Here is a 25,850-nt window from a genome sequence, read left to right as displayed (position 1 = left end):
TCCCTGCTAGATGACCAGCAACGCTCCGGCCGCGATCACCGACGTGAGCAGGGTCAGGACGTCGAACGTCCGCTGCGGGACACGGTGGATGAGCGCGACGCCGATGACGGTGCCCAGCAGCACCACAGGGATGCCCCAGGCCACCGCCACCATCACCTGCGGCGTGAACAGCCCCAGGCTGAAGGTGAGCGGCGTCTTGGCCACGTTGACGATGAAGTAGAACCAGGCCGAGGTGCCGAGGAAGCGCATCTTCTCCACCTTCGCCAGCTGGAGATACACCGCCATGACGGGGCCGGCCGCGTTGGCGGCCATCGTCGTGAACCCTGCCGCGACACCCGCGCCTATCGTCAGCGCCCGATGCGGCGGGCCGGCGTCGAGCTCTGGTGCCGGCGCCCGGCGCCGGGCCAGCGTCGACAGCACCAGTTGCAGCAGCACCGACAGCAGCAGGATGGCTCCGATGGAGCGTCGCAGCACGAGGTCGTCGACGAACTGGATGAACAGGGCGCCAAGCAGGATGCCGGGGACGACGGAGGGCAGCAGCGCCCGCAGCAGCGACCAGTCGGCGGAGCGACGGTAGCGCAGGACGCCGATGATGTCTCCGGTGATGAGGAGCAGCAGCGCGGCGGCCGTGGACTCCTTCGTCGGCAGCGTCAGCGCCAGCAGCGCCACCGCCAGGGAGCCGAGCCCGCCGAAGCTGGTCTTGGCGATGCCGATGACCAGCGCCGCAGCGCCCACCACCACCCACGTCCACTCCACGAGCGTCTCCCTCTGTCGCGGGCAGGCTACTGCACCGCCCGTCGTCCGCCGCGCCAGGTGAGTTGAGCCGGACACGGCTCTCGGCGTGCCGCCACGAGCCTGATCCGGCATTCGTCGGCCGGGCAGACCCGTTTGATCGTTCCAGTGCCGGTTGAGACTGGGATCCGGCTCAAGGACCGGCGCCGTTGTGCCGCGCTACGGCCCCGGGAGGGATAGGGGACCTTGCCCCGACCCCCGCCGTCGTCGCGAATCGCGCAAATCCGGCGTCCCGTGGCGCGTCCGCGGTGGGCGATGCCTCGAAACTTGGGCTGTCAGGGTAGAATTGGCACGATCAACGGCGCCGGCCAGTCCGGCGCCCGTTTGTGTGGACAGGAGCAAAGTGAGCGAAGACGTACAGGTGGACGAGGAGTACCTCCCGAGCGAGCGGATGGAGGGCCTTCAGGACTCCGCGGACAACACCGTCTCCGGCCTCTATGACGCGGATCAGATCTCGGTCCTCGAGGGCCTCGAGGCGGTTCGCAAGCGCCCCGGCATGTACATCGGGTCCACCGGCGAGCGCGGCCTTCACCACCTTGTGTACGAGATTGTGGACAACTCCGTCGACGAGGCCCTCGCGGGCTACTGCGATTCCATCGAGGTGGAGCTCCTGGACGACGGCGGGGTCCGGGTCAAGGACAACGGCCGCGGCATCCCGGTCAAGGAACACCCCATCGAGAAGATCCCGACCGTCACGCTGGTGCTGACGGTCCTGCATGCCGGCGGAAAGTTCGGCGACGGCGGGTACAAGGTCTCGGGCGGCCTGCACGGCGTGGGCTCCTCCGTGGTCAACGCGCTGTCGGACAAGCTCATCGTCGATGTCCGCCGCGACGGCTACCGCTGGGAGCAGGAGTTCCACCTCGGCACCCCGGTGACGGAACTGGAGCGCCGCGAGGAGACCGACGACACGGGCACCACCATCACGTTCTTCCCCTCCACGGAGACCTTCGAGACCACGCACTACAACTACGACACGCTCGCGACCCGCTTCCGTGAGATGGCCTTTCTCAACAAGGGCCTGCGGATCTCACTGATCGACCTGCGCGCGGACCGTCAGGTGGCCACGGGCGACGAGGGCGAGACGGACACCCCCTACGACGAGTTCCAGTACATGGACGGCCTCATCGACTACGTGAAGTACCTGTCCTCGGGCAAGGACGCGATCCACCCCACCGTCATCGCCGTCGAGGCCCACGCGCCGGACCAGGGCATGGGCCTGGAGATCGCGATGCAGTGGAACACGTCCTACACCAACAGCGTCTACACGTTTGCCAACACCATCAACACGCACGAGGGCGGCACCCACGAGGAGGGCTTCCGCACGGCGCTGACCAACACCGTCAACAGGTGGGGCGAGTCGTGGGGCCTGATCAAGAAGCGCGAGGACCGGGTCTCTGGCGACGACATCCGCGAGGGCCTCACCGCCATCGTGTCGATCAAGGTGGCCGAGCCGCAGTTCGAGGGCCAGACCAAGACCAAGCTGGGCAACACCGAGGCCAAGTCGTTCGTGCAGCGCGTCCTCAACGACCGCCTGGGCGACTGGTTCGAGCGCAACCCCGCCGAGGGCAAGGACATCGTGCGCAAGTCGCAGTCCGCCGCCGCGGCGCGAATCGCCGCCCGCAAGGCGCGCGACATGGCCCGCTCGCGCAAGGGCCTCCTGGGCGGCTCCGGCCTGCCGGGCAAGCTGGTGGACTGCCAGTCCACAGACCCCAGTGAATGCGAACTGTTCATCGTCGAGGGCGATTCCGCCGGCGGCTCGGCCCGCGGCGGCCGCGACCCCCGAACGCAGGCCATCCTCCCCATCCGCGGCAAGATCCTCAACGTCGAGAAGGCGCGCATCGACCGCATCCTCGCCAACAAGGAGGTCGAGGCCATCATCAACGCCCTCGGCGCCGGCATGCAGGAGGATTTCGACCTGGACAAGCTGCGCTACCACAAGCTCGTCCTCATGGCGGACGCGGACGTCGACGGCGCCCACATCCGCACGTTGCTGCTCACGCTGCTGTTCCGGTTCATGCGCCCGCTGATCGAGGCGGGGCACGTGTACCTGGCCCAGCCGCCGCTGTTCCGGCTGCGCTGGAGCAACGCCCCGCATGAGCTGGCCTACGGCGATACCGAGCGCGACGGGCTGCGCGATAAGGGCCTGGCCGAGGGGAAGAAACTGCCCCAGGTCAACCCCATCCAGCGCTACAAGGGTCTCGGTGAGATGAACGCCGACGACCTGTGGGACACCACGATGGACCCGGACAAGCGGATCCTGCTGCAGGTCACCATCGACGACGCCGCCATGGCGGACCAGATGTTCTCGATCCTGATGGGTGAGGACGTGGAGCAGCGCCGCACGTTCATCCAGCGCAACGCCCGGGACGTCCGCTTCCTCGACATCTAACGCACGGGGGCAAGCCCCCCGTGGGCCCCCCTCACGGGGCTCCGCCCCGTGAGCCCACCAGGAGCTCGCTCCGCTCGCACAACTGAATGGCCAGCAAACACACGGGGGGCAAGCCCCCCGTGGGCCCCCCTCACGGGGCTCCGCCCCGTGAGCCCACCAGGAGCTCGCTCCGCTCGCACAACTGAATGGCCAGCAAACACACGGGGGGCAAGCCCCCCGTGGGCCCCCCTCACGGGGCTCCGCCCCGTGAGCCCACCAGGAGCTCGCTCCGCTCGCACAACTGAATGGCCAGCAAACAGGCTCCTTCGGAGCGTTTGCTGGGCTCGCTCCGCGAGCGGTCCGGCATCACCTGAGTTCATGTGGTCCACCTCTCGCTCACAACTGAACCTGGCCAGCAACAGGCTCCTTCGGAGCGGTTTGCTGGGCTCGCACAACTTCATCAACCAGGAACCAAGCTCTTCGGAGCGGTTCCTGGGCTCGCTCCGCGAGCGGTCCGGCATCACCTGAGTTCATGTGGTCCACCTCTCGCTCACAACTGAACGACGACCACAACCACCTGGAAGGTTCTCTGACGCATGGCTGACGACGGCACCCCGATCCCCCCGGCATTCGGCCGGGTGGACCCGATCGACCTGCAGGTGGAGATCCAGCGCTCGTACCTGGACTACGCGATGAGCGTCATCGTCGGGCGCGCCCTGCCGGACGTGCGCGACGGCCTCAAGCCGGTCCACCGCCGCGTGCTCTACGCGATGTGGGACGGCGGCTACCGCCCGGACCGCGGCTGGAACAAGTGCTCCCGCGTGGTGGGCGAGGTCATGGGCCTCTACCACCCACACGGCGACACGGCCATCTATGACACCCTCGTGCGCCTCGCGCAGCCGTGGGCCATGCGCCTTCCGCTGGTCACCGGCCAGGGCAACTTCGGCTCCCAGGGCAACGACAAGGCCGCGGCCATGCGCTACACCGAGTGCAAGATGGCGCCGCCCGCCGTCGAGATGGTCCGCGAGATCGAGCAGAACACCGTCGATTTCAAGCCCAACTACGACAACCGCGAGGAGGAGCCCGTCGTCCTCCCGGCGCGGTTCCCCAACCTGCTGGTCAACGGCTCCACCGGCATCGCCGTCGGCATGGCCACCAACATCCCCTCGCACAACCTGCGTGAGGTCAACGACGCGGTGCAGTGGGCCCTGGCCCACCCCGAGGCGACGCGCGAGGAGCTGCTCGAGGCGGCCATGGCCCGCATCCAGGGCCCTGACTTCCCCGGCGCCGGCCTGATCGTGGGCCGCAGCGGCATCGAGGAGGCGTACCGCACGGGCCGCGGCTCGGTGACGATGCGCGCCGTCATGGACATGGAGGAGGATCCGAAGGGCCGTCAGCTCCTCGTCATCACCGAGCTGCCCTACATGTGCAACCCGGACGCGTTGGCGCAGCGGATCGCGGACCTGGTCAACGCCGGCAAGCTCACCGGCATCGCCGACATCCGCGACGACACCTCCGCCCGCACCGGCCAGCGCCTCGTCATCGTGCTCAAGCGCGACGCCCAGCCGCGCGTCGTGATGAACAACCTGTACAAGCACACGTCGCTGCAGGACACGTTCGGCTGCAACATGCTGGCCATCGTCGACGAGGTGCCCCGCACGCTGCGCCTGGACCAGTTCATCTCACTGTGGATCAAGCACCAGCTGGACGTCATCCGTCGACGCACCCAGTTCCAGCTCGACGACGCGGAGAAGCAGGCCCACATCTACCGCGGCTACGTGAAGGCCCTGGACGCGCTGGATGAGGTCATCGCGCTCATCCGCCGCTCGCCCAGCACCGACGAGGCCCGCGAGGGCCTGATGGACCTGCTGGACATCGACCAGGTGCAGGCCACGGCCATCCTGGACATGCAGCTGCGCCGGCTCGCCGCGCTCGAGCGGCAGAAGATCATCGACCACCTGTTGACCCTCGAGGCGAAGATCGAGGACCTCAAGCACATCCTCGCCCACGAGGAGCGGCAGCGCACCATCATCGCCACCGAGCTGCAGGAGATCGTCGACAAGTACGGCGACGACAGGCGGACCCGGATCGTCGCGGCGGACGGTGACTTCTCCGAGGAGGACTTCATCCCCGACGAGGACGTGGTGGTCACCATCACGCACGGCGGGTACGCCAAGCGCACGCGCGCGGATCAGTACCGCGTGCAGAAGCGCGGCGGCAAGGGCGTCCGCGGCGCCACGCTGCGGGCCGACGACGAGGTACAGCACCTCTTCATGACCACCAACCACCAGTGGTTGTTGTTCTTCACCAACTTCGGCCGCGTCTACCGGACGAAGGCCTGGCAGTTGCCGGAGGCGGGCCGCGACGCCAAGGGCGGGCACGTGGCCGGCCTGCTGAGCTTCCTACCGGAGGAGCGGATCGCGCAGGTGCTGGCGATCCGCAGCTACGAGGACGCCGAGTACCTGTTGTTGGCCACCAAGCACGGCCTGGTGAAGAAGACCGAGCTCAAGGCGTACGACTCGCCGCGGCAGGCGGGCGTCATCGCCGTCAATTTCCGCGAGGAGTCCGACGAGCTCATCGGCGCGTCGCTGGTCAGTTCCAACGACGACGTGCTGCTGATCTCCCGCAAGGGGCAGGCCATCCGTTTCCAGGCCGACGACTCGCAGCTGCGGCCCATGGGGCGCGCCACCTCGGGCGTCACCGGGATGAAGTTCCGCCACGGAGACGAACTCCTGTCCATGGCCGTACTGCGGGCCGACGACGACCTCGAGGGCCAGTTCGTGTTCACGGTCACCGACGGCGGCTTCGCGAAGCGCACCGCCGTGGACTCGTACCGTCAGCAGGGTCGCGGGGGCCTGGGCATCAAGGCGATGCGCCTCAACGAGGATCGCGGCTCCCTGGTGGGCGGGCTCATCGTCGGCGAGGCGGACGAGGTGCTGGCCATCAAGGTCTCGGGCCAGGTGACGAGGTCCGCGGTGGCGGGCGTGCCGGTCAAGGGCCGCGACACCATGGGCGTCAAGTTCGTCGGGGTCAAGGGCGACGACGCCGTGGGCGCCATCGCGCTGTACCCGGAAGCGGAGGTCGCTGCCGAGGCTGCCGCCGCGGACGACTCCGCGGCAGACGATGATGTGGAGGCCTTCGACGACGCCTACGGCGAGATCGAAGAGGTCTCGACGGAGGACCCAGAGGGTACGGTAGGAGGCAGCGACGCCAGTCAGGTGACGCAGGAGCCGAACACCGAGGAGGGCGCTGATGAGTGAGAACCCGCCGCGCTGGCCATCCGCCTCCGGGGCACCGGGCCTCGACTTCTCTGCCCAGCGCCCACCCGAGGGGGACCGGGAGCAGCCCTCGCCGCCCTCGATGAACGGCAGTGTCCCTGCCCCGGCCGGAAGCGGGGCCACCACCGACGAGCCGTCGGTCACTCCCGCGCACGCTGGGCCGGCCTTCTCGCCGACCCCCGCGGCCTCGGACGACGGCGGACCGACCGATGCCACCACCGCTGACGCCGCCAATGACACCCGGACCATCCCGGCCGTCGCCGGGCGCGCGGCGAGGGTTGCCCAGGAGTGGGCGTCGAAGGCGAAGGTGGTCGTGGCCGATGCCGTCTCCCGCCCCCCCGCCACGCTCACCGGGCCGCCCGTGGAGCCGGGGGCTGTGGTTCCGCCCGTGGTGACCACGCCGTCGCGTGCGGCCACGTTCGAGCGGGTGGAGGGATCAGAGTCCTCGGTGGTCACGCCCGCGACGCGGGCGAGTCGCCGTACGCGCAAGGCGCGGCTGCGGTTGTCGCGCATCGACCCGTGGTCCGTCATGAAGACCACGTTCCTGTTCTCCATCGCGTTCGGCGTGATGATGGTGGTCGCGGCGTTCGTGCTGTGGTCGGTGCTCGCCGGCTCGGGGGCTTTGGAGTCGGCCAACGCATTCATCAACACCCTCATCGGTGACCAGGACACGGCGTTCAACATCGCGGACCTGCTGAGCATGACGCGCGTGCTGGGGTTCGCCACGGTGGTCGCGGCGGTGGACGTCGTCATCATCACGGCGGTGGCCACGCTCTTCGCGTTCCTGTACAACCTCGCCGCCACCGTCATGGGTGGCTTGGAGGTCACCCTCGCGGAGGACTGACCCCGTCGTCCCCGGTTTGCCGAGCCGCGAACCGGTGCGCTAGAGTTTGGCGTCGGTGAACGGGCCTATAGCTCAGACGGTTAGAGCGCTGCCCTGATAAGGCAGAGGTCACTGGTTCAAGTCCAGTTAGGCCCACCACAAGAAAACCCGCGTCGATCGACGCGGGTTTTCTGTCTCCGAGGATGATCGATGCCCGCGTCAGGGGGCCGGCGTCCGGGCGAGCAGCCGCTCGTAGACCGCTGTGCGGTCGAACTGCATGGCGTGCTCCAGAGCACGCTCCGCGAGGGTGGACCGTTCCTCGTCGGTCATCACGAGAATGGCGTGATCGAGGGCTGCCGCGATCCCGGCGGGGTCTTCCACCCCGATGAGCAGCGCGCAGTCGCCGACCGCTTCGCCGATGCCGCCCGTGGAGGTGGTGATGACGGGCCCGCCGCCCGCGAGCATGCTCTCCACCAGGGCGATGCCGAACGTCTCGACGAACTCGGGGATGGGCTTGCTGGGCAGCACGAACGCCGCGCTGCCGGCCATGAGGTGGGAACGCTCGGCGTCACTGACGTCGTCGAGGAAGAGGATCCGGTCAGCCGCGGGCGAAGTCGCCGCGACCTCCCGCAGGCGTGGGGCCTCCGGACCGTTCCCCGCGATCACCAGGCGCACGCGGCCGCTGGCAGCGCTGCGCGCGAAACCCTCGATGAGGTCGTCGACCCCCTTCGCTTCGCTCAACCGGGACAGGAAGAGGGCGTACTGGCCTCGCTCCAGTCCCCGTGCGGCCAGGGCCGCGTCCGTGTCCTGCGCGCTGACGTCGGTGAACTGTCGCGCGTTGATGGCCGGGTAGGAGATGGCGATCTTGCGGCGGCACTGTTGGGCGAAGTTGGTGCCGTGACGCGCATCGAGGAGGGCGGCCTCGCTGACGATGAGGTCACGCGTGTACTCGGAGACCGCTACGCACAGGTCGTTGGCGAGGTAGACGGTCAGCAGGTGGGCGGCGGCGCCGTAGCGGCCGGACTCGATGCAGTTGCGCACCACGTTGGTGACGTCCGAGCCGACGGCCTCGGCGATGGTGACCACGCGCACCGGCAGGCCGGAGCGGTGCGCCGCGCGCAGGGCATCGTCGACCGCCACGGCGTGCGGGCTGAGATACAGCGACATGCACACGGTGGGGACGCCGTCGGTGAACAACTCGAACAGCCGACCGGTGAGTCCGGCGAGGTAGCGGCCGTCGATCACCTTGTAGTTGCCCACGGGACCGGGACGCTCCACGGTGATGCCGTCCCGATAGGGCTGGATCGAATCAAGCGGCTTCAGCGGAAGCCCTGATTCGATGAGCCGCTCCAGGGGCCAGCTGAGGATGCGCACATCGTCGAAGCCGTGATCGAGGGCCGCCTCGGCCAGATTGCGTGCCTCGCCGGCGTGGCCACAGATCACGGGATCTGCGCGTACGACGAGCACGAGGCGTCGGGTGGGTCGTGTCACTGGTTCCTCCTGGTCTCCGCGGTGCGCGGAACACGGTCCGGACGCTACGGCATCCAGGCGACCGGAGACCACACGGCCGCCACTCGATCGCGATCCACCCACATGGATCACCATGTCGGCACTCCCGCCACCTGGCCCGCGCCAGGCGAAGGACTGCGCTGAGAATGCGTGCGGCTTTCACCCGTCAGGTCCGCACATAGCTGCGGTCGAGGCATCCGATCGCGGATGTGGGCCGCACTCTTGCTGCATAGGCGCCAACGACGGCGCTCCGCCGCACAGCCCAGTGCGGCCCGGACGGCACCCCTCTCTCATCCCCCCAACCGAGGAGTCATCGTGGACCAGTCATCCCGCTACGCAGATCTCAGCATCCTGGAGGAGGACCTCATCGCCGGAGGTCGGCACATCCTGTGCGCGTACACGATGAAGCCGAAGTCCGGTTCCTACCTTGAGGCCGCCGCCCACTTCGCCGCCGAGTCGTCTACCGGGACCAACGTCGAGGTGTCCACCACCGATGACTTCACCAAGGGCCTCGACGCCCTCGTCTATCACATGGACGAGGCCGCCGAGGACATGCGGATCGCCTATCCGATAGATCTGTTCGACCGCAACATCATCGACGGCAGGATGATGATGGTCTCGTTCCTCACCCTGACCATCGGGAACAACCAGGGGATGGGCGACATCGAGTACGCGAAGATGTACGACTTCTACGTCCCGCGCGCGGCGATCAACCTGTTCGACGGGCCGGCTGTCGGCATCTCGGAGCTCTGGCGCATCCTGGGCCGGCCGGTCACCGACGGCGGCTACATCGCCGGCACAATCATCAAGCCCAAGCTGGGCCTACGTCCGGAGCCGTTCGCGCAGGCGGCCTACGAGTTCTGGCTGGGCGGCGACTTCATCAAGAACGACGAGCCGCAGGGCAACCAGGTGTTCTCGCCGATGAAAACCACCATCCCGCTGGTCTACGACGCCATGAAGCGGGCGATGGACGACACGGGCGAGGCGAAGCTGTTCAGCGCCAACATCACCGCCGATGACCACGCCGAGATGATCGCCCGAGGCGAGTTCATCCTGCAGGCGTTCGGTCCGGATGCGGACAAGGTGGCGTTCCTCGTCGATGGCTATGTCGGGGGACCGGGTGCGGTGACGACAGCGCGACGCTACTTCGCGCGCCAGTTCCTGCACTATCACCGCGCAGGTCACGGGGCCGTCACCTCACCCAGCTCGAAGCGGGGATACACCGCCTACGTGCTGGCGAAGATGTCGCGGCTGCAGGGCGCGTCGGGCATGCACGTCGGCACGATGGGGTACGGGAAGATGGAGGGTGCCCGGGATGATCGCGCCATCGCCTACATCTGCGAGCGGGACCAGTACCAGGGACCGGCCTTCCACCAGGACTGGCACGGGATGCGCCCCACCACCCCCATCGTGTCCGGTGGCATGAACGCGCTCCGGCTGCCGGGCTTCTTCGAAAACCTCGGCCACGCCAACGTCATCAACACCGCCGGGGGCGGCGCGTACGGGCACCTCGACGGCGCCGGCGCCGGGGGCAGGTCGCTGCGGCAGGCGCACGAGTGCTGGGCGGCAGGTGCCGATCCGATCGAGTGGGCGGTCGATCATCGCGAGTTCGCCCGGGCGTTCGAGTCATTCCCGGCCGACGCGGATCTCCTCTACCCCGGATGGCGCCGTGCCCTCGGCGTCGGCACCCGGTGACTCCCAGGTCCTGAGGAGACCGACATGGCGCCACGGACGTTCACCCAGTACCTCCTTGATCTCCACGACTCGGGCGACGACGGCTATGCCCACATCCTCAGCGCGATAGCGGTGTCGGTGAAGCTCACCGCCGCCATGGTGAGCCGGGGCCAGTTGGCCTTGGGCGCCCTCGCTCAGCAGGTCCAGGGCGAGCACGGGGCGCTCCACCGGGGCCTGCGTCGCCTCGCCACCCGGATCCTGCTCGAGCAGGTGGCGGGGATCGAGCAGCTGGCCGCCGTGTCCATCGCGGGAGACCCCAGCATCCACCCGATCTCGGGCTCACCGCGCGGCCGGTATCTGCTGCTGTTCGAGGCGCTGCACGGATCGGTGAACCTCTGCGAGAACCAGACCGTGGGTCTCGCCTTCTCCATCCTGGAGCGTCCGGAGGGCGTCGGTGCGTGTGCCGAGAGCGACTTCCTGCAGCCAGGAACCCGACAGATGGCCGCTGGCATCGGGCTCTACGGACCCAGCACCGTGCTGGTCCTCACCACGGGCAGGGGAGCGGACCGCTTCACGCTGGACCGTGACGTCGGCAACTTCGTGCTGACCGACGCGCGGATGACGATCCCGGGTCTGTCGGACAGCTTCGCGATCAACCCCTCGGATGCCCGGCACTGGCCGGCATACACGAAGCGGTACGTCGACGAGTGCCTCCGCGGGGCGGAGGGGCCGCGCGGGCGTGACTTCAAGATGCGCTGGAACGCGTCGGCCGTGATCGGGGCGTTCCGGATCCTCGTCCACGGCGGGATGTTCATGGCGCCCGACACCGGTCGCCGCGGCGCCCTCTGGGGTGTGCCGCTGATGCACAACGCAGCCCCGCTGGCGTTCCTGGCGGAGCAGGCAGGCGGCGCGGCAACCACCGGGGCCCGGCGGGTCCTCGACGTCGTCCCCGCCTCCCTCACCCAGCGCCTGCCCATCTACTTCGGAGCCGCCGACGAGGTGGCGCGCGTCGAGCGGTACTTCCAGGAACACGAGCAGGGACTCGACGAAGGCTCGTCGTATCCGCTGTTTCACAACCGCACGTTGTTCATCGAGCCTTAGGAGCGGACGTGTCCGAGAGATACCCCATCGTCGCCATCACGGGCTCCTCGGGAGCCGGGACGACCACCGTCACCGAGACCTTCGCGCAGATCTTTGCCCGGGAGTCGATCACGTCGTCCGTCGTCCATGGTGACTCCTTCCACCGCTACGACAGGGAGGAGATGAAGAAGGTGTACGCCGAGGCCGGCGAGAGCGCACCCAGTCATTTCGGGCCGGAGGCGAACCTCTTCGCCGAACTGGAGGAGTTGTTCGCGGAGTACGGCCGGACCGGCGCCGGTAAGGTCCGCCAGTACGTCCACGACGACGACGAGGCCCGCCTGTACGGGCAGGCGCCCGGCACCTTCACCCCGTGGCGCGACCTCCCTGGGGGCACGGACCTCCTCTATTACGAGGGGCTGCACGGCGCCGTCCGCACGGACACCGTCGACGTCGCCAGGCACGTCGACCTGCGCATCGGGGTGGTGCCGATCATCAACCTCGAGTGGATCCAGAAACTGCACCGCGACCGCAGCAAGCGCGGCTACTCGACGGAGGCGGTCACCGACACCATCCTGCGCCGGATGCCCGACTACGTGCACTACATCTGCCCGCAGTTCTCCAACACTCACATCAACTTCCAGCGGGTCCCGGTGGTGGACACGTCGAACCCCTTCATCGCGGGGTGGATCCCGACGCTGGACGAGTCGATGGTGGTGATTCGGTTCGCGGATCCCCGCGGTATCGATTTTCCCTACCTGCTGTCGATGATCGACGGGTCCTTCATGTCCCGCGCCAACAGCATCGTCGTTCCGGGCGGGAAGATGCACCTGGCCATGCAGCTGATCTTCACCCCGTTGATCTGGCGGCTGGCAGAGGCGAGCCGTAAGGCCCGGGCCCGCGCCGGGTCACCCGCCTGAGGCCGGAACCCAGAGACACATCGGTGCATCCCAGACAGGGCATCGGGACGCTGCTCCCGAGAGGAGCAATCGCCGCCGGGAAGCCGGCGCGCGGCAGGCCTACTGCGGCTGGAGCGTGACCAGCATGACCGCGTTGCCCGCGTAGACCACGAGCATGAGGGCCGCGTCTCCTGCCAGGAGGAACCTCTTGCCGCGGGAGGGCGGGTTGGTGAGCCCGATGATCGCGATCGCCGACATCGCGATGGTGGTCATCACCGTGAAGAGATGGCTGGGGGAGGCATCGGCGAGGAGGAGTCCGTCGGTGTAGGCCACGTCGTCGATGGCCAGGATGAGGATGTTGAACAGGTTGGAGCCCAGGATGTTGCCCACTGCCAGGTCGATGGCACCCATCCGGATGGCGGCGAGCGACACGGCCAACTCCGGCAGCGACGTCGACAACGCGAGGAACACGGTGCCGACGAAGGACTCCTCGAGCCCGGACATCCGCGCGATCACCTCGGCAGCCGGCGGCAGAAGGACGGCCGCCACCACGACGATGCCGGCGAACCACGCGTACCGGGCGACCACCTGGCGGAGGCTGAGGCCGGCGGTCGCGGCGTCGCGCGGGCCCAGGGTCTCGTCCAGTGGCGGCTGCACGCTGGGGTCGGGGGGGATGCCCCTTGCGTGGCGGAAGATGAGGCGGACCGAGCCCAGGTAGAGCCCCAGGAACACCAGCGATGAGAGGCCGATCCATGGGGTGAGCGCCAGCGAGTCCCCGGTCAGGAGGCCGATCCCCACGGTGGCGAGCAGCACGATGCCCAGCCCGGCCGCCAGCACATGAGAAGGGGAGGCGACGGCGAAGAGTCGTCGGCGGGATGGGACGAAGATGTCGAGGCTGGCCAGGATGAGAAGGTTGATGGCGCAGCTGCCGAGCACATCGCCGACGGCGAGGTCCGCCGAGCCGACGAGGGCCGAGGAGCTGACACCGACGATGAGTTCGGGCAGGGAGGTCACCGATGCCATAAGGATGAGGCCCACCCACGCTCTGCCCCAGCCGCTCAGGTCCGCGATGCGGTCGCCGTATCGCGACAGCCGACCCCCCGCGACGAAGATCGCGGTGGCACAGGCTACGAAGCCGATGACGGCGACAAGGTCTGACATCTCACCACCCACCCCAGGCTGTGTGATGCCGACGCTACTCCGCAGCGGCTCCCGGCGGACCGCCAGTGATCATCCGTGCCGATCCCTTGACGCCTAACGCTCTTAGGATTACCTTTTGGTATAAGGAGGAAGGTCCATGGACGCATCCGAGCGGCGGCGACGCCGGCATCACGACACCCGCGAGGAGATCGTCGCGCTCGCCGTCGAGATCATGCGTGAGCAGGGGGTGGCGGGCCTGTCACTGGGGGAGGTCGCCCGACGGCTCGGCGTGCGGACCCCGTCGCTGTACACCTACGTTGATTCCAAGGGCTCGCTCTACGACGAACTGTTCCGCCGCGGCTGGCAGGCGTGCCACGACACCGTCGTCGCGCACCGCGAGAGACTCGGACCCGTGACTGCGGGGTCGGACGTCGTGGGCAGGACCATCGCACTCCACGAGACGTTCGTCCGGTGGGCGTTCGGCAACCCCGAGCTGAGCCAGCTGATGATGACGCGCCCGGTTCCGATGTGGGAACCCTCGGCTGAGGCGTATCAGCCGTCGCGGGACCTCCTCAGGCTGCTCGTCGACGAGATGCGCGCCTTCCGCGACCTCGGCCTGCTGAGCCACACCGTCGACCTCGAGGAACTCACCCAGAACGTCGCCACGGCGGGCACGGGTGTGATCATCCGTCAACAGTCCAACGAACCCGGCGTGCCCTATGAGGACGGCACCGCCTCCCGGCACTTCCCAGCGCTCATCAGGGCGCTGATGCTCGCCCACCTCCCTGAAAGGACGAATCATGCGAGCCGATAGCACCACCCTCCCCGGCCAGGGCAACGCAACGAAGGACCTGATCATGCGAGCCATCGACATCCCCCTGCCCGGGCCCGGCGATGGCCTCAGGGTGGGCCGTGCCCAACACCTGCGCCTCATCGACGAGGTGAGTGACCTGACGGCAGCGCAGTGGGCCACCGTCACCGAATGCCCCGAATGGACCGCGCGCGACATGGTGGGCCACGTCACGTCAGCGGCACGCTTCCAGGGCAACCCGCTGCTGTTCATTCTCGACGCGCAGATCGGACGTCTCCGCTACCGCGGACGCAGCGCCCTGGACGCGGCCAATGAGGTGGGCATTCACCGGCATCGCTCTCTCTCCACGGTCGAGCTGCTGGAGCGCCTGCGACGGCGGGCACTGTCGGACCGCGACACGCCGGCCTGGATGCGCCGTCGGCTGACGAACGACACTGCCCTGCCGTCGTACACCACCATCGGATCGTTCGTCGACACCGTCCTCACCCGAGACACCTGGCTGCACCGCCACGACATCGCGAGGGCGGTGGGGAGGGTGCCGGGTTCCGAACCCACCGACGCGGAGGTGGTGGCGCAGGTGATCCGCGACCTCGGCCTCGCGTGGACCGGCCCGGACATCGTGCTGCGGCTGACCGGCCCGGAGGGCGGGACGTGGCGCCTGGGCTCCGACTCAGCGGCCCCCGAGGCGGTCCTGCCAGCGGTTCCGTTCATGCGGCATCTTTCTGGGAGGGTGGTCGCGGCCGACCTGTTCGACGGCGTCCCGGGCGCCCTGCGCCCAGCCTTGAAGGCGGCGCGAGTGGTCTTCTGACCAGCCGGCTCTGGGGAACGATGTTTGATACCAGGCCTTGGTGGGTAATGCAGGGGTAACGATCCGCATCTAGGAAAGGATTCATCCATGAACGCCTCAATCAAGAAGCGCCTCAGCTCGATCGTGATCGCAGGTGCCTTGTCGGGCGCGCTGATCGGCGCTCCCGCCTTGGCCACCGTCGCCTATGCAGCGCCGCCGGTCGGGTCGCCGAATGCCCCCGCCCAAGACATGCTTCAGGTCGACGGAACGATCCGCACCGTCGGCGACTTTAGCGGAACCATCTCCGATCTGGCCGTCGAGCGCGTCGGCGACGTGCTCCAGTTGTCGGGCACCATCACCGGAGAGGGCATCCCCGACGGCAGCGCCGGCTTCGTGGCTGACATTGTCGGTCTGGAGGCCAACGACGCGTGCACCGTGCTCGACCTGGACCTCGGGCCCCTTCACCTTGACGTGCTCGGCCTCGTTGTCGATCTCAACGAGGTTGAGCTCGACATCACGGGGGTGACGGGCGCAGGGAACCTCCTGGGCAACCTTGTGTGTGCGGTCGCTGGTCTGCTCGACAACAACGGTAGCGGCGCGCTGAACGGTATCAGTGCCCTGCTGAACCGCCTGCTGTCCGGCCTGGGTCTGGCCCTCTGACCAACCCCCTCACAGACACGGGTCGCCGGCATGAGGCCGGCGACCCGTTGTCGCGCGGTGCAACGGGGGTGTCAAAGGTTTAGCGAGGCAGGGTGTCCGCTCGCAGGCCGCCGTCCTGTCCGGCGCGGACGGTGAGGTCGAACTCGTAGCGGTCCGCGCGGTAGGTGTGCTCGCCGAGCTCGACGGGCCGGCCCACCTCGTCGAAGCTGAGCCGGGTCATGGTGAGCACGGGGTCCGAAGCGCCGAGCTTGAGAAGTTCGCGCTCGCCGGGGGTGGCGCGTCGCGACCCGATCGTCTGGGTGGCGAGCTGGGGATGGACCCCGTGCCGGCGAAGCGTCGGGTAGAGGCCGTGCGCCTCCAGATCCGAGAACCTCACCGATGAACCCGACGGCGGCAGCCAGTTCCGCAGGATGGCCAGTGGCGCGCCGTCGACGAAACGCAGTCTCTCGAGGTGGAGCAGCGGGGTCTTGGTCCCCGCGCGGAGCTGATGGGCGGCTCGTTCGTCGAGGACGGGGTACTCCATGACCAGCAGGCGGGTGGATGGCGTGCGTCCCGCGGCAATGAGGTCGCCGTGGAGGCTGGAGAGCCCGCCGCGCCGCTCGCGGCTCCGGTGGGCCACGACGGTGCCGAGTCCCCGCCCCCGGACGAGCAGGCCGTGGTTGACCAGTTCGGCCATGGTACGGCGGATGGTCAGCCGGGACAGCCCGAGGCGCTCAGCCAGCGACAGCTCCTGCTCGAAGCGTTCGCCCGGCATCAGCCGGCCGTCGAGGATCGCGGCGGCCAGCTGGTCGTAGAGCTGCTGGTACAGCGGGACCGAGCTCGCACGGTCCAGGAGGACGGGCACGTGTGGGGGGTGGCGGACCGCCTGGCTGGCTGCGACGCCCATGGGATCGCCTCTCCGGTGAAGCTGGATGTACGGACATCTTGATCGTAATATGGAGCGCTCCAAGTTGCAAGGAGATGTTTGTCAGGCACTGTGTCAGCGATGAAGGCTGTGCTCACCAGGGTCCCCAACCCTTCGAGACGGTGGCGGTCGCTTGGCGATGCCGACCTCGCCAGGTAGACGGTCGGGCTCGCCGGCGCGCCTCAGGGAGCCGAGGGGCGGGGGACCGTCACGGACGACGATCGCACCACGAGGCGGCTGGGGATGACCACCGACTGGACGGAAGCCTCCGGATCCGCCAGCCGGCGCAGGATGAGTTCCCCACACGCCACGCCGACGTCGAAGCCGCGGTTGTCGACGGTGGTGAGGTCGAGGAAGCGGCTGCGCGCGAACTGGGAGTTGTCGTAGCCGATCAGCGCGGCGTCGGCAGGCACCTCGCGACCCACCTCGCGGAGCGCGGCGCGCGCGCCGAGGGCCATGGTGTCGTTGGCCGCGAAGACAGCGGTGACGTCCGGGTGGCGACGCAGCAGCTCGACGGTGCCCGCGTACCCGCCGTCCTCGTTGGTGGGGTTGGGCTGGCCCGCCACGCGCGGTTCCTGCCCGATGGAGGCCATGAACTCCAGGTACGCCTCGCGACGCTTGGCGGCGGCACCACCCTGACCCGTGACGTGCCCGATGCGGTCATGCCCTAGTGAATGCAGGTGCTGCATGAGGAGACGCACCCCCAGCTCCTGATCGCTGACCACGTGGTCCGCGCCGGTGACGTCGTGCAGACGCGTCCCCTCGACCACGGTGGGTACCCCCAGGCCCGGGAGGTTGCGGCCGGGTTCGGCGGCGATCACGAGCGCGTCCACTTGATTGTCCAGGAAACCGTCGATGGCGTTGACCAGCACGTCGCCCACCTGGTGCTGCTCGCGGATCGCGACGTGGATCCCCTCCGGGCCGAGCGCCGCCCGGAGCCCGCGCAGCACCTCGACGAACCAGGGGTTCTGAAAGTCGTCGATGATCATGCCGACGGTCTTGGTGCGTTGGCTCGCGAGGTTGGCGGCGGCACGGCTGCGACGGTATCCGAGCTTGTCGATGGCCTCCAGGACGGCGGTGCGCTTGGCCGCGGCCACCAGGTCTGAGTCGTTGAGCACGAGCGACACCAGCGACTTGGACACGCCGGCCTCGCGGGCGACGTCGTAGATCGTCGGCCGCGTCTGGCGGGGCGTGGGGCTCACAGGAGTCTCCTTCAGGTTGTCCGAAAGTCTAACCGGACCCCTATTGACAGAACATTTTCCGTACGTCTACAGTGGTCCTACTTGGAACGCTCCAAGCATACATCAAGGAGGATGAATGAGCATCGGCATCGCCGTGATCGGGGCGGGTATGGCTGGCAAGTCCCACGCCGCCGCCCACCGTGTGGCACCGACCCTCTACCAGCCCACGCTGCCCGAACTTCGCTACGTGTCGATCGGCGACGTGAACGCCGCCGTCGGCGAGGCCACGGCGAAGCGGTACGGCTACGAGAGAAGCGACACGGATTGGCGCGCCATCGCCGAGGATCCGACCATTCAGGTGGTCAGCGTCGTCATCGCCAACAGCCTGCACCTCGAGGTGGTCAAGGGCCTGCTCGAGGCCGGCAAGCACGTGCTGTGCGAGAAGCCCCTCGCCGACACCCTGGAGTCCGCCCGCGAGATGGCGCGCCTGGCCCGCGAGGCCTCGTCGCTCGCCCGCATCGGCCTGACCTTCCGCCGCCAGCCCGGCATCGCCGCCATCAAGAACTGGATCGAGGACGGCACGCTCGGCAAGGTCCTCCACTACTCCGGCCGCTACTGGTGCGACTACGGCTGCAACCCCAACGGCCCGATCAGCTGGCGCTACAAGGGCCCGATGGGCTCCGGCGCGCTCGCCGACGTCGGCAGCCACCTGACGTACCTCTCCGAGTTCCTCGTCGGCGACGACATCCGCTCCGTCGCCGGCGGCGCCTTCGTCACCGCTGTCAAGGAGCGCCCCGTTCCGCTGGGTGCGGTTGTCGGCCACGGCCTGGCCGCGGTCTCCGATGTCAAGGAGCCCGTCGAGAACGACGACTACGCCACCTACACCGCGCTCTTCGGCGAGGTCCGGGGCAGCCTGGAGGTCTCCCGCGTGGCGGCAGGCTACCCCAACGGCCTCAACTTCGAAGTCTTCTGCGAGAACGGCGCCGCCAGTTTCCACCAGGACACCCCGTCGCAGGTGCGCCTCTACCTGCACGACGACGAGCCCGGCAAGAACGGCTACCGCACCGTCAATCTCGGCTCGGATCACCCCTACGTTGCCGGCGGCATGGCCATCGACGTCTCCGGTGTGGGCTTCGGCCAGAACGAGGGCTTCGCCTTCCAGGCCCGCGCCTTCCTGGAAGAGGTCGCCGGCATCCCCGAGGCCGATTCCCTCCCCCGCAACGCCTCCTTCGACGAAGGCGTCCACAACATGGAAATTCTCGCCGCGGTCGCTGAGTCGGCTGTCAACAACGGAAAGACGGTGACCCTGTGAAGCTCGGTGTCTACAACGCGGTCCTGCACGACCGCCCCCTTGAGGACGCGCTCAAGGTGATCGCGGGTCTCGGCCTCAACGGAATCGAGATCAACTCGGGCGGCTTCCTGCCCCCCACCCACATCCAGAACATCGACGAGATCGCCGCCGATCCCGCCGCGGCCAAGGCCTACCTGGCCCGCTTCGAGGGCAGCGGCGTCGAGATCGCCGGCCTCAATTGCAACGGCAACCCCCTGCATCCCAACCGCGAGATCGGCGAGAAGCACGCCGAGGACATCCGCCGGTCCATCCGCGCGGCCGCAGCGCTGGGACAGAACCGGGTCGTCACCATGTCGGGCCTGCCCGGCGGTGAGCCCGGCGCCAAGTTCCCCAACTGGATCGTGAACGCCTGGAACTCCGCCGCGCTCGACGTCCTGGACCACCAGTGGGAAATCGCCGCCGCGTTCTGGAGCGACATCGACCAGCTGGCCAAGGACCACGGCGTCAAGGTGGCTCTCGAGCTGCACCCGCAGAACATCGTGTTCAACGCCCGCGACATCCGTAAGCTCGTGGAGCTCACCGGCGCCACACACGTCGGAGTCGAGATGGACGCCTCGCACCTGTTCTGGCAGCAGGCCGATCCGGTAGCCGTGGTGCGCGAGCTCGGCCCGCTGATCTTCCATGCCGCGGCCAAGGACATCCGCATCAACACCGAGAACGCCAAGCTCAACGGCGTCCTGGACAACGGCTTCCGCCGCATGGGCCCGGACGAGGCTCGGGTCAACCTCGGCGGCGACGAGTGGGCCAACGAGTGGCCGAAGGACTCCTCCTGGGACTTCGTCGCCCTGGGCAAGGGCCACGACACCGCCTACTGGACCGAGTTCATCCGCGTGCTCCACGAGGTGGACCCCGACATGTGCCTCAACATCGAGCACGAGGACACCGAGCTCGGCCGGATCAAGGGCCTCGAAGTGGCCGCCAAGGTCCTCACCGACGCCTGGGCCGCGTTCAAGGCCTGACGCGCACCCATCGGGCCCCACTCGACGGTGAGTGACGGCTCCAGACAACACCCCACCTGCTCGTCGGGGGACCCCACCCCCGACGAGCGTGGGACCCGCCAGACCTGGCGCCAGTCCCACCACCGCGCACGTCCCCAACGAAGGAGATTCAACATGCGGAAGATATTGACAACCACGATTGCCGCCCTCAGCGTGGTCGCGCTCGCTGCCTGCAGCGGCACGGCCGACCCCGCCACCTCCGGCGACGCCGGCGGCGACACCATCAAGCTGGGCATCGCGCTTCCCGCCGGTAACCAGACCTTCTGGACCGGCTGGATCAAGGGCGCCGAGGCCGAAGCCGAGCGGCTGGGCGTCGAGCTCACGATCACCGACGCCAAGAACGATGCCCAGACCATGAACGACCAGGTCAACACCCTGATCGTCAGCGGCGTCCAGGGCATCGCGGTGGCGTCGGTGGACCCCACCGGCAACCAGCCCACGGTCCAGGCCGCCAATGACGCCGGGATCATCATGATCACCTCCAACCGCACCCTGGACATGGAGTACGGCGGCGTCGACGGCGCGAACCCGATCGTGCACACCGGCTTCAACGACTACCAGATGGGCGGATTCCAGGGCGACCTGCTGATCGAGGCCTGCAAGGACATCGATCCCTGCCGTGTCGGGCTTCAGGTGGGCACTCTGGGCGCCACCCCGCAGGTTAACCGCTCCGCCGGCCTCAAGGACAAGATCGCCGACTCCCCGAACATCGAGATCGTGATGGAGGAGACCAACGACTTCGATCCGGTCAAGGCTGCCGACGTCACCCAGACCATGCTGCAGATCGACTCCGACATCAGCTTCCTGCTCGCCCAGACCGACCCCGAGGCGCTGGCCATGGCCACCGTGCTGGCGGAACAGGGCCTGGAGGATGAGATCGGAGTGATCGGCATCGGCGGCTCCCTCGAGGGCACCGAGGCGGTTGCCTCAGGCAAGATGTTCGGCACCGTGAAGGTCTCTGGCAACGATGACGGCGCCACCTCGGTGCGCACGCTCGCCGCGCTGGTCCGAGGTGAGGAGATCGAGGTCGACGACTCCGGTGACCGCCCGACCGTTGTGGTCGACGCGCTGATCATCACCAAGGAGAACGCGGCAGACAACCCCGGGGACTGGTGATCTGATGACCGTCGACCTTCCCCGCATCGAAGCGCGCGGGATTACCAAGATTTTCGCCGGCTTCCGTGCCCTCGACGGCGTGGACCTCACGCTGCACGCGGGGGAGGTCGTGGGTCTCCTCGGCGAGAACGGCGCCGGCAAGTCCACCCTGATCAAGGTGCTGGCCGGCGTCTACATCCCGGAGGGCGGTGAACTCAAGGTCCGCGGCGAGAAGGTGCGTTTCACCGAGCCGATCGACGCGCTCAAGCGCGGCATCGCGACGGTGCACCAGCACAGCTCGCTGGCCAACAACCTCACCGTCGCCCAGAACCTGATGATGGGCCGGGAGCCCGGCGTCTCATGGCTCCCGTTCTGGATCCGCCAGAAGGCGATCCTGGCCAAGGCCAAGGAGGTGACCGAGCGATTCGGCATCGAGCTTCCGCTCACCACCCTGGTCGACGACCTCAGCGTGGCGCAGAAGCAGCGCGTCGAGATCGTGCGGGCGGCCGCCGAGGCCGACACGCTGATCATCCTCGACGAGCCGACGGCCGCGCTGAACCCTGATGAGGTCGACGAGCTGTTCGACCTGATCGGCACGCTCAAGGCCACCGGCATCCCGGTGCTCTACGTCAGCCACCGGCTCGACGAGATTCCTCGGATCTGTGACCGCGTGGAAGTGTTGCGCGACGGCCGGAACGTCGGCGGGCTGGACCACGACGACTCGGTGCCCGCGAAGATCATCCCGCTGCTCGTGGGGCGGCAGATGGGAGACCTGTTCCCCGCCCTGCCCACCGTCACCGAGCGGGTGGTCCTCAAGGCGGAGGACGTGAGTGGCAAGTTGGCGCGCAACGTCTCCTTGACCCTCCGGGCCGGCCAGATCATCGCCCTCACCGGCGCCATCGGTGCTGGGCAGCGGAATTTTGCCCGCATCGTCTTCGGGGCGGATCGGGGGACCGGCAGCGTCGAGCTGGACGGAAAGCCGCTGCAGCTGGGGCATCCGGACCAGGCCGTCCGGGCGGGTATCGGCTACGTCAGCGGTGACCGCGCCACGGACGGGCTCTTCCCCATCCTGCCGGTGTGGCGCAACACCACCGTCGTCAAGTCCGACGATCTCGCCACGGCGGGCTTCCTGCTCCCCGGTCGCGAGCGCAAGCTCGGCCTTGAGCTGATCAAGCAGTTCGATGTGCGCACGTCGTCGCCGAACAAGGTGATCGCCGAACTCTCCGGCGGCAACCAGCAGAAGGCGCTGCTGGCCCGCTGGGCGGCCATCAGACCCAAGCTCCTTATCCTCGACGAGCCGACGCTGGGCGTCGACGTCGGCGCCCGCCGAGAGATCTACGACCAGATCGTCGCCCTGGCCGAGACCGGCATGGCCGTGATCCTGGTGTCGGCGGACCACGCTGAGCTCCAGGGGATGAGCCATCGCGTGATGGTCTTCGCCGACGGCGAGGTGGTCGCCGACCTGGCGAGCAAGGACGCCAGCGAGGAAGCAGTCCTGCACGCCCGCATCCGCACCAACACTGAAGAGGCAGCATCATGAGCACTACGACGTCAACGCCGCTTGCGCCGGCACCGGCCGCGGTCAGGAAGCAGGACCGCTGGGCCTGGGTGGGCCCCGTCATGAGGCGCAACGGGCTTCTGTTCTTCTTCGCCATCCTCCTCGTGGTGTTCTCCATCTCGAGGCCCGAGTTCATGAGCCAGGCCAACATCCGCAACATCCTGATCAGCGCCTCCGTCATCGGCGTGCTGGCGCTGGGCCAGACGGTGGTCATGCTGACCGGCGGCTTCGACATCGGCATCGCGAAGACCGCCGTCGTCGCAGGCATGGTGGTGGCGTTGACCTCGGGCCTGGGTCCCATCGCCCTGCTCCTGGGCGTGGCGGCCACCGCCCTGATCGGCCTGGTCAACGGCGTTCTCATCTCCAGGGCGAAGGTGAACCCCTTCGTGGTCACCCTCGGTATGTTCACCATCCTCACGTCCGTGGCGCTGCTGCTGAACAACGGAGGCTCGGTGATCAACCTGCCGGACTGGCTGATCGGGCTCGTGCAGTGGCAGCTCTTCGGGCTCCCCGGCATCATCTGGTGGTTCGGCGGCCTCGCCGTCGTGACGCACATCGCCCTGGCCTACACCCGGTGGGGTGGCCACATCTACGCCGTCGGCGGCAACGCGGAGGCGGCGCGCCTGGCCGGCATCAAGTCCAAGAACGTCCTCGCCTCCGCCTACGTCGTCGCCGCCATGGTGGGTGGTTTCGCGGGCGTCATGCTGACGTCGCGCCTCGGCACCGCCTCCCCGGTGGCGCTGCCCGCCGCCGAGCTGCAGTCGATCGCCGCCGTCGTCATCGGTGGGACGAAGCTCAGCGGCGGCTTCGGCTCCATCCCGCGCACCATGGTCGGTGTGCTGATCCTGGCGGCCCTGCAGAGCGGCCTCGTTCTCATGGGCGTCAACCCGTACTACCAGGGCATGTTCAACGGCGCCATCCTGATCCTCGCGGTCGCGGTGGATGTCATCTTCAGCAAGAAGAAGTAACCACACATCAGGGGCGGGGCCGTCGGAGGGGGCGGCCTCGCCCCACCCCTCTGGAAGGACACACATGACGGTACGCATCGGACTCATCGGGGCCGGGGGGATGGGTCGCGCCCACGTCGAACGGATCGAGCGCGAGCTGGCTGGCGGCAGGGTGGTCGCGGTAGCGGACGTGAACCTGGAGGGTGCGCGCGCTGTCGCCGAACCGCTCGGCGCGCGCGCCTACGCGACGGGCGCTGAGCTCATCGCCGACGAGGGTGTGGACGCGGTCCTCATCGCCACGTTCGGCAAGGTGCACGCACCCGACCTGCTGGCGGCGATCGAGGCGGGAAAATACGTGCTGTGCGAGAAGCCGATGGTCACCACCACGGCCGACGCACTGCGGGTGCTGGAGGCGGAGCAGAAGGCCGGCAAGAAGCTGGTCACCGTCGGCTACATGCGGCGCTTCGACAAGGGGTATCAGCAGATGCGCGCCGCCGTCGAGGCCGGTGAGCACGGCTACCCCACGCTCGTGCACTGCCGGCACCGCAATCCGAGCGTGCCCGAGAACTACACCACGCGGAACATGATCGACGACACCGCCTCGCACGAGATCGACATCTGCCGCTACCTGCTGGGCGAGGAGATCCTCCGGATCCGGATCGACACGCCGCGGGCCACCAGCCACCGCTTCCCGCACCTGCAGGACCCGCTGGTGCTCGTCGCCTACACCGAGTCCGGCGTACGGATCGACAACGAGGTCAACGTCAACCTGCAGTGGGGCTACTCGATCGAGTGCGAGGTGGTGATGGAGACCGGCACCATCCGCCTGGGTGACCAGGAGCAGACCCACATCCGCGACATAGCGGGCAACCGCAACTCGATCTGCCGCAGCCACATCGACCGCTTCCACGACGCCTTCAACGCCGAGGTGTCCCAATGGATCCGGGCCGTGGAGCGCGACGAGCACACCGGCTCGACAGCGTGGGACGGTTATGCGGCCGTCGCCGTCGTGGAGGCCGCGCTCGCGTCGCTCGACAACGGCGGCGGCGAGTTGGCCGTCAACATGATCGCCAAGCCCGACTTCTACGCCTGATCGCACTTCCGAACGGAGACCCAGATGGTCGACATCGCCCTTGACCCCAACATGTACTACGCGTCCATGTCCACGGCCGACACCCTGCACAAGGCCGCCGAGCTGGGCTTCAAGTACGTGGAGCTCTCGCCCAACACCGAATTCCACTTCTGGCACCGCTACCCCAAGGCCGACGACGACTTCGTCGCCGGGCTCAACAAGGCCCAGGCCGAGTCGGGCGTGAAGGTGCGCACGCTGAACCCGGTGTTCAACTGGTCAAGCACCGACGAGACCGAGCGTCAGGCGCAGGTTCGCAACTGGCGCCGGCTCCTCGAGCTCGCCGACCAGATCGACGTGCGCGAGATCACCTCGGAGTTCTCCGGCAACCCGAACACCTACCGCGAATGCGAGGCCCAGTGGTACCGCTCCGTCGAGGAGCTCGCGCCGGTGTTCGAGCAGTACGGCATCCGGCTCAACATGGAGGCCCACCCGTACGACTTCGCCGAGCTGCATGACGATGCCATGAGCCTCATCCGCGGGGTGAACCTGCCATGGATCGGCTACGAGTTCTGCTGCCCGCACGCCTTCCACCTGTCCGACGGCAAGGGTGACGTGGAGCGGATGATCCGCGACTCGGCGCCCAAGCTGCGGGAAGTGCACGTCGCGGACGCGCTGAACCACCGGGCCAACGACGGTAACCGCTACATCGTCAACCCGCCTGGGGTGGATGCCCGGGTGCACCAGCACGCTGAGATCGGCAAGGGCGAGGTGCCCTTCGACACCGTCTTCTCGACCCTGCGGGACATCGGCTTCGACGGCGTGGTGTCGGTGTGCGTCTTCGGCTGGCACGAGGACGCCGACAACATCAACCGCCGCATGCTGGAGAGGGTCCAGCGTGAACTCGGCGGCGGTTCCGCCGGCTGAGT

The 25,850-nt window shown here is 68.1% G+C and carries 21 protein-coding genes and 1 tRNA gene; 17 read left to right on the top strand and 5 right to left on the bottom strand.

From position 1 onward, the window contains the following. Positions 1 to 6: 6 nt before the first annotated feature. Positions 7 to 756: a sulfite exporter TauE/SafE family protein gene (locus tag ACZK5N_RS12240; protein ID WP_463625054.1), complete on the bottom strand. Its 750-nt coding sequence runs from the start codon at positions 754 to 756 to the stop codon at positions 7 to 9. A 427-nt stretch (positions 757 to 1,183) separates the two neighbouring features. Between ACZK5N_RS12240 and gyrB the strand changes: the two genes are divergently transcribed. The 4 genes from gyrB to ACZK5N_RS12220 all read left to right on the top strand — a co-directional run bounded on the left by gyrB (position 1,184) and on the right by ACZK5N_RS12220 (position 7,420). Next, positions 1,184 to 3,181, top strand: a complete 1,998-nt coding sequence (gene gyrB, locus ACZK5N_RS12235) for a DNA topoisomerase (ATP-hydrolyzing) subunit B (RefSeq protein ID WP_463625072.1) — start codon at positions 1,184 to 1,186, stop codon at positions 3,179 to 3,181. Positions 3,182 to 3,756: 575 nt separating this feature from the next. Then, positions 3,757 to 6,420 carry a DNA gyrase subunit A gene (gyrA, locus tag ACZK5N_RS12230; protein ID WP_463625053.1) on the top strand — a complete coding sequence of 888 codons (2,664 nt, stop codon included), beginning with the start codon at positions 3,757 to 3,759 and terminating at the stop codon, positions 6,418 to 6,420. Beyond that, positions 6,413 to 7,282, top strand: coding sequence for a DUF3566 domain-containing protein (locus ACZK5N_RS12225; RefSeq protein WP_463625052.1), 870 nt, complete (start codon positions 6,413 to 6,415; stop codon positions 7,280 to 7,282). The genes gyrA and ACZK5N_RS12225 overlap by 8 nt, the downstream gene beginning before the upstream one ends. A gap of 61 nt (positions 7,283 to 7,343) precedes the next feature. Then, positions 7,344 to 7,420, top strand: a tRNA-Ile gene (locus ACZK5N_RS12220). 60 nt (positions 7,421 to 7,480) lie between these two features. On the opposite strand, the gene ACZK5N_RS12215 is transcribed toward ACZK5N_RS12220, so the two are convergent. Then, positions 7,481 to 8,752, bottom strand: coding sequence for a glycosyltransferase (locus ACZK5N_RS12215; RefSeq protein WP_463625051.1), 1,272 nt, complete (start codon positions 8,750 to 8,752; stop codon positions 7,481 to 7,483). Positions 8,753 to 9,085: 333 nt separating this feature from the next. Between ACZK5N_RS12215 and ACZK5N_RS12210 the strand changes: the two genes are divergently transcribed. The 3 genes from ACZK5N_RS12210 to ACZK5N_RS12200 are packed head-to-tail and all read left to right on the top strand — an operon-like array spanning position 9,086 to position 12,441. Continuing rightward, positions 9,086 to 10,465 carry a ribulose-bisphosphate carboxylase gene (locus ACZK5N_RS12210; protein WP_463625050.1) on the top strand — a complete coding sequence of 460 codons (1,380 nt, stop codon included), beginning with the start codon at positions 9,086 to 9,088 and terminating at the stop codon, positions 10,463 to 10,465. 24 nt (positions 10,466 to 10,489) lie between these two features. Beyond that, positions 10,490 to 11,545: a class 1 fructose-bisphosphatase gene (locus ACZK5N_RS12205; protein WP_463625049.1), complete on the top strand. Its 1,056-nt coding sequence runs from the start codon at positions 10,490 to 10,492 to the stop codon at positions 11,543 to 11,545. Positions 11,546 to 11,553: 8 nt separating this feature from the next. Next, positions 11,554 to 12,441: a phosphoribulokinase gene (locus ACZK5N_RS12200; protein WP_463625048.1), complete on the top strand. Its 888-nt coding sequence runs from the start codon at positions 11,554 to 11,556 to the stop codon at positions 12,439 to 12,441. Positions 12,442 to 12,540: 99 nt separating this feature from the next. On the opposite strand, the gene ACZK5N_RS12195 is transcribed toward ACZK5N_RS12200, so the two are convergent. Continuing rightward, positions 12,541 to 13,581: a sodium:calcium antiporter gene (locus ACZK5N_RS12195; protein WP_463625047.1), complete on the bottom strand. Its 1,041-nt coding sequence runs from the start codon at positions 13,579 to 13,581 to the stop codon at positions 12,541 to 12,543. 136 nt (positions 13,582 to 13,717) lie between these two features. Here ACZK5N_RS12195 and ACZK5N_RS12190 point away from each other — a divergent pair, with 136 nt between their 5' ends. From ACZK5N_RS12190 to ACZK5N_RS12180, 3 genes are all read left to right on the top strand, one after another. Beyond that, positions 13,718 to 14,374 (top strand): TetR/AcrR family transcriptional regulator, encoded by a 657-nt coding sequence (locus ACZK5N_RS12190; protein ID WP_463625046.1) that lies wholly within the window; start codon positions 13,718 to 13,720, stop codon positions 14,372 to 14,374. Continuing rightward, a complete protein-coding gene (locus ACZK5N_RS12185) occupies positions 14,361 to 15,179 on the top strand; it encodes a maleylpyruvate isomerase family mycothiol-dependent enzyme (protein WP_463625045.1) in 819 nt (272 codons plus the stop codon). Before ACZK5N_RS12190 ends, ACZK5N_RS12185 begins: the two co-directional genes overlap by 14 nt. A gap of 87 nt (positions 15,180 to 15,266) precedes the next feature. Continuing rightward, a complete protein-coding gene (locus ACZK5N_RS12180) occupies positions 15,267 to 15,818 on the top strand; it encodes a hypothetical protein (RefSeq protein WP_463625044.1) in 552 nt (183 codons plus the stop codon). Between the two features lie 79 nt (positions 15,819 to 15,897). On the opposite strand, the gene ACZK5N_RS12175 is transcribed toward ACZK5N_RS12180, so the two are convergent. Together ACZK5N_RS12175 and ACZK5N_RS12170 are read right to left on the bottom strand one after the other, a co-directional pair. Then, positions 15,898 to 16,704, bottom strand: a complete 807-nt coding sequence (locus tag ACZK5N_RS12175) for a GntR family transcriptional regulator (RefSeq protein ID WP_463625043.1) — start codon at positions 16,702 to 16,704, stop codon at positions 15,898 to 15,900. 200 nt (positions 16,705 to 16,904) lie between these two features. Next, positions 16,905 to 17,924, bottom strand: coding sequence for a LacI family DNA-binding transcriptional regulator (locus ACZK5N_RS12170; protein WP_463625042.1), 1,020 nt, complete (start codon positions 17,922 to 17,924; stop codon positions 16,905 to 16,907). A gap of 115 nt (positions 17,925 to 18,039) precedes the next feature. On the opposite strand from ACZK5N_RS12170, the gene ACZK5N_RS12165 reads away from it, so the two are divergent. From ACZK5N_RS12165 to ACZK5N_RS12135, 7 genes are all read left to right on the top strand, one after another. Beyond that, positions 18,040 to 19,215: a Gfo/Idh/MocA family protein gene (locus ACZK5N_RS12165; RefSeq protein WP_463625041.1), complete on the top strand. Its 1,176-nt coding sequence runs from the start codon at positions 18,040 to 18,042 to the stop codon at positions 19,213 to 19,215. Beyond that, complete coding sequence (locus ACZK5N_RS12160; protein WP_463625040.1) at positions 19,212 to 20,213, top strand: sugar phosphate isomerase/epimerase family protein; 1,002 nt, start codon at positions 19,212 to 19,214, stop codon at positions 20,211 to 20,213. Before ACZK5N_RS12165 ends, ACZK5N_RS12160 begins: the two co-directional genes overlap by 4 nt. A 153-nt stretch (positions 20,214 to 20,366) precedes the next feature. After that, on the top strand, positions 20,367 to 21,368 hold the full coding sequence (locus ACZK5N_RS12155) for a sugar ABC transporter substrate-binding protein (RefSeq protein WP_463625039.1): 1,002 nt from the start codon (positions 20,367 to 20,369) through the stop codon (positions 21,366 to 21,368). A gap of 4 nt (positions 21,369 to 21,372) precedes the next feature. Beyond that, complete coding sequence (locus ACZK5N_RS12150) at positions 21,373 to 22,887, top strand: sugar ABC transporter ATP-binding protein (protein ID WP_463625038.1); 1,515 nt, start codon at positions 21,373 to 21,375, stop codon at positions 22,885 to 22,887. Continuing rightward, a complete protein-coding gene (locus ACZK5N_RS12145) occupies positions 22,884 to 23,873 on the top strand; it encodes an ABC transporter permease (RefSeq protein WP_463625037.1) in 990 nt (329 codons plus the stop codon). Before ACZK5N_RS12150 ends, ACZK5N_RS12145 begins: the two co-directional genes overlap by 4 nt. A gap of 64 nt (positions 23,874 to 23,937) precedes the next feature. Then, complete coding sequence (locus tag ACZK5N_RS12140) at positions 23,938 to 24,945, top strand: Gfo/Idh/MocA family protein (RefSeq protein WP_463625036.1); 1,008 nt, start codon at positions 23,938 to 23,940, stop codon at positions 24,943 to 24,945. Positions 24,946 to 24,969: 24 nt separating this feature from the next. Beyond that, positions 24,970 to 25,848, top strand: coding sequence for a sugar phosphate isomerase/epimerase family protein (locus ACZK5N_RS12135; protein WP_463625035.1), 879 nt, complete (start codon positions 24,970 to 24,972; stop codon positions 25,846 to 25,848). Positions 25,849 to 25,850: the final 2 nt, after the last annotated feature.

Source organism: Tessaracoccus pujii (assembly GCF_055326215.1).
This window is presented reverse-complemented; position numbering and strand designations above follow the sequence as displayed.

What these genes read in the sequence shown, in the direction of transcription:
- ACZK5N_RS12185 (WP_463625045.1), top strand. Translation starts at nt 14,361, where the DNA reads ATGCGAGCCGATAGCACCACCCTCCCCGGCCAGGGCAACGCAACGAAG.
- ACZK5N_RS12175 (WP_463625043.1), bottom strand. Translation starts at nt 16,704, where the DNA reads ATGGGCGTCGCAGCCAGCCAGGCGGTCCGCCACCCCCCACACGTGCCC.
- ACZK5N_RS12190 (WP_463625046.1), top strand. Translation starts at nt 13,718, where the DNA reads ATGGACGCATCCGAGCGGCGGCGACGCCGGCATCACGACACCCGCGAG.
- ACZK5N_RS12225 (WP_463625052.1), top strand. Translation starts at nt 6,413, where the DNA reads ATGAGTGAGAACCCGCCGCGCTGGCCATCCGCCTCCGGGGCACCGGGC.
- gyrA (WP_463625053.1), top strand. Translation starts at nt 3,757, where the DNA reads ATGGCTGACGACGGCACCCCGATCCCCCCGGCATTCGGCCGGGTGGAC.
- ACZK5N_RS12165 (WP_463625041.1), top strand. Translation starts at nt 18,040, where the DNA reads ATGAGCATCGGCATCGCCGTGATCGGGGCGGGTATGGCTGGCAAGTCC.
- ACZK5N_RS12180 (WP_463625044.1), top strand. Translation starts at nt 15,267, where the DNA reads ATGAACGCCTCAATCAAGAAGCGCCTCAGCTCGATCGTGATCGCAGGT.
- ACZK5N_RS12140 (WP_463625036.1), top strand. Translation starts at nt 23,938, where the DNA reads ATGACGGTACGCATCGGACTCATCGGGGCCGGGGGGATGGGTCGCGCC.
- ACZK5N_RS12205 (WP_463625049.1), top strand. Translation starts at nt 10,490, where the DNA reads ATGGCGCCACGGACGTTCACCCAGTACCTCCTTGATCTCCACGACTCG.
- gyrB (WP_463625072.1), top strand. Translation starts at nt 1,184, where the DNA reads ATGGAGGGCCTTCAGGACTCCGCGGACAACACCGTCTCCGGCCTCTAT.
- ACZK5N_RS12145 (WP_463625037.1), top strand. Translation starts at nt 22,884, where the DNA reads ATGAGCACTACGACGTCAACGCCGCTTGCGCCGGCACCGGCCGCGGTC.
- ACZK5N_RS12135 (WP_463625035.1), top strand. Translation starts at nt 24,970, where the DNA reads ATGGTCGACATCGCCCTTGACCCCAACATGTACTACGCGTCCATGTCC.
- ACZK5N_RS12155 (WP_463625039.1), top strand. Translation starts at nt 20,367, where the DNA reads ATGCGGAAGATATTGACAACCACGATTGCCGCCCTCAGCGTGGTCGCG.
- ACZK5N_RS12150 (WP_463625038.1), top strand. Translation starts at nt 21,373, where the DNA reads ATGACCGTCGACCTTCCCCGCATCGAAGCGCGCGGGATTACCAAGATT.
- ACZK5N_RS12195 (WP_463625047.1), bottom strand. Translation starts at nt 13,581, where the DNA reads ATGTCAGACCTTGTCGCCGTCATCGGCTTCGTAGCCTGTGCCACCGCG.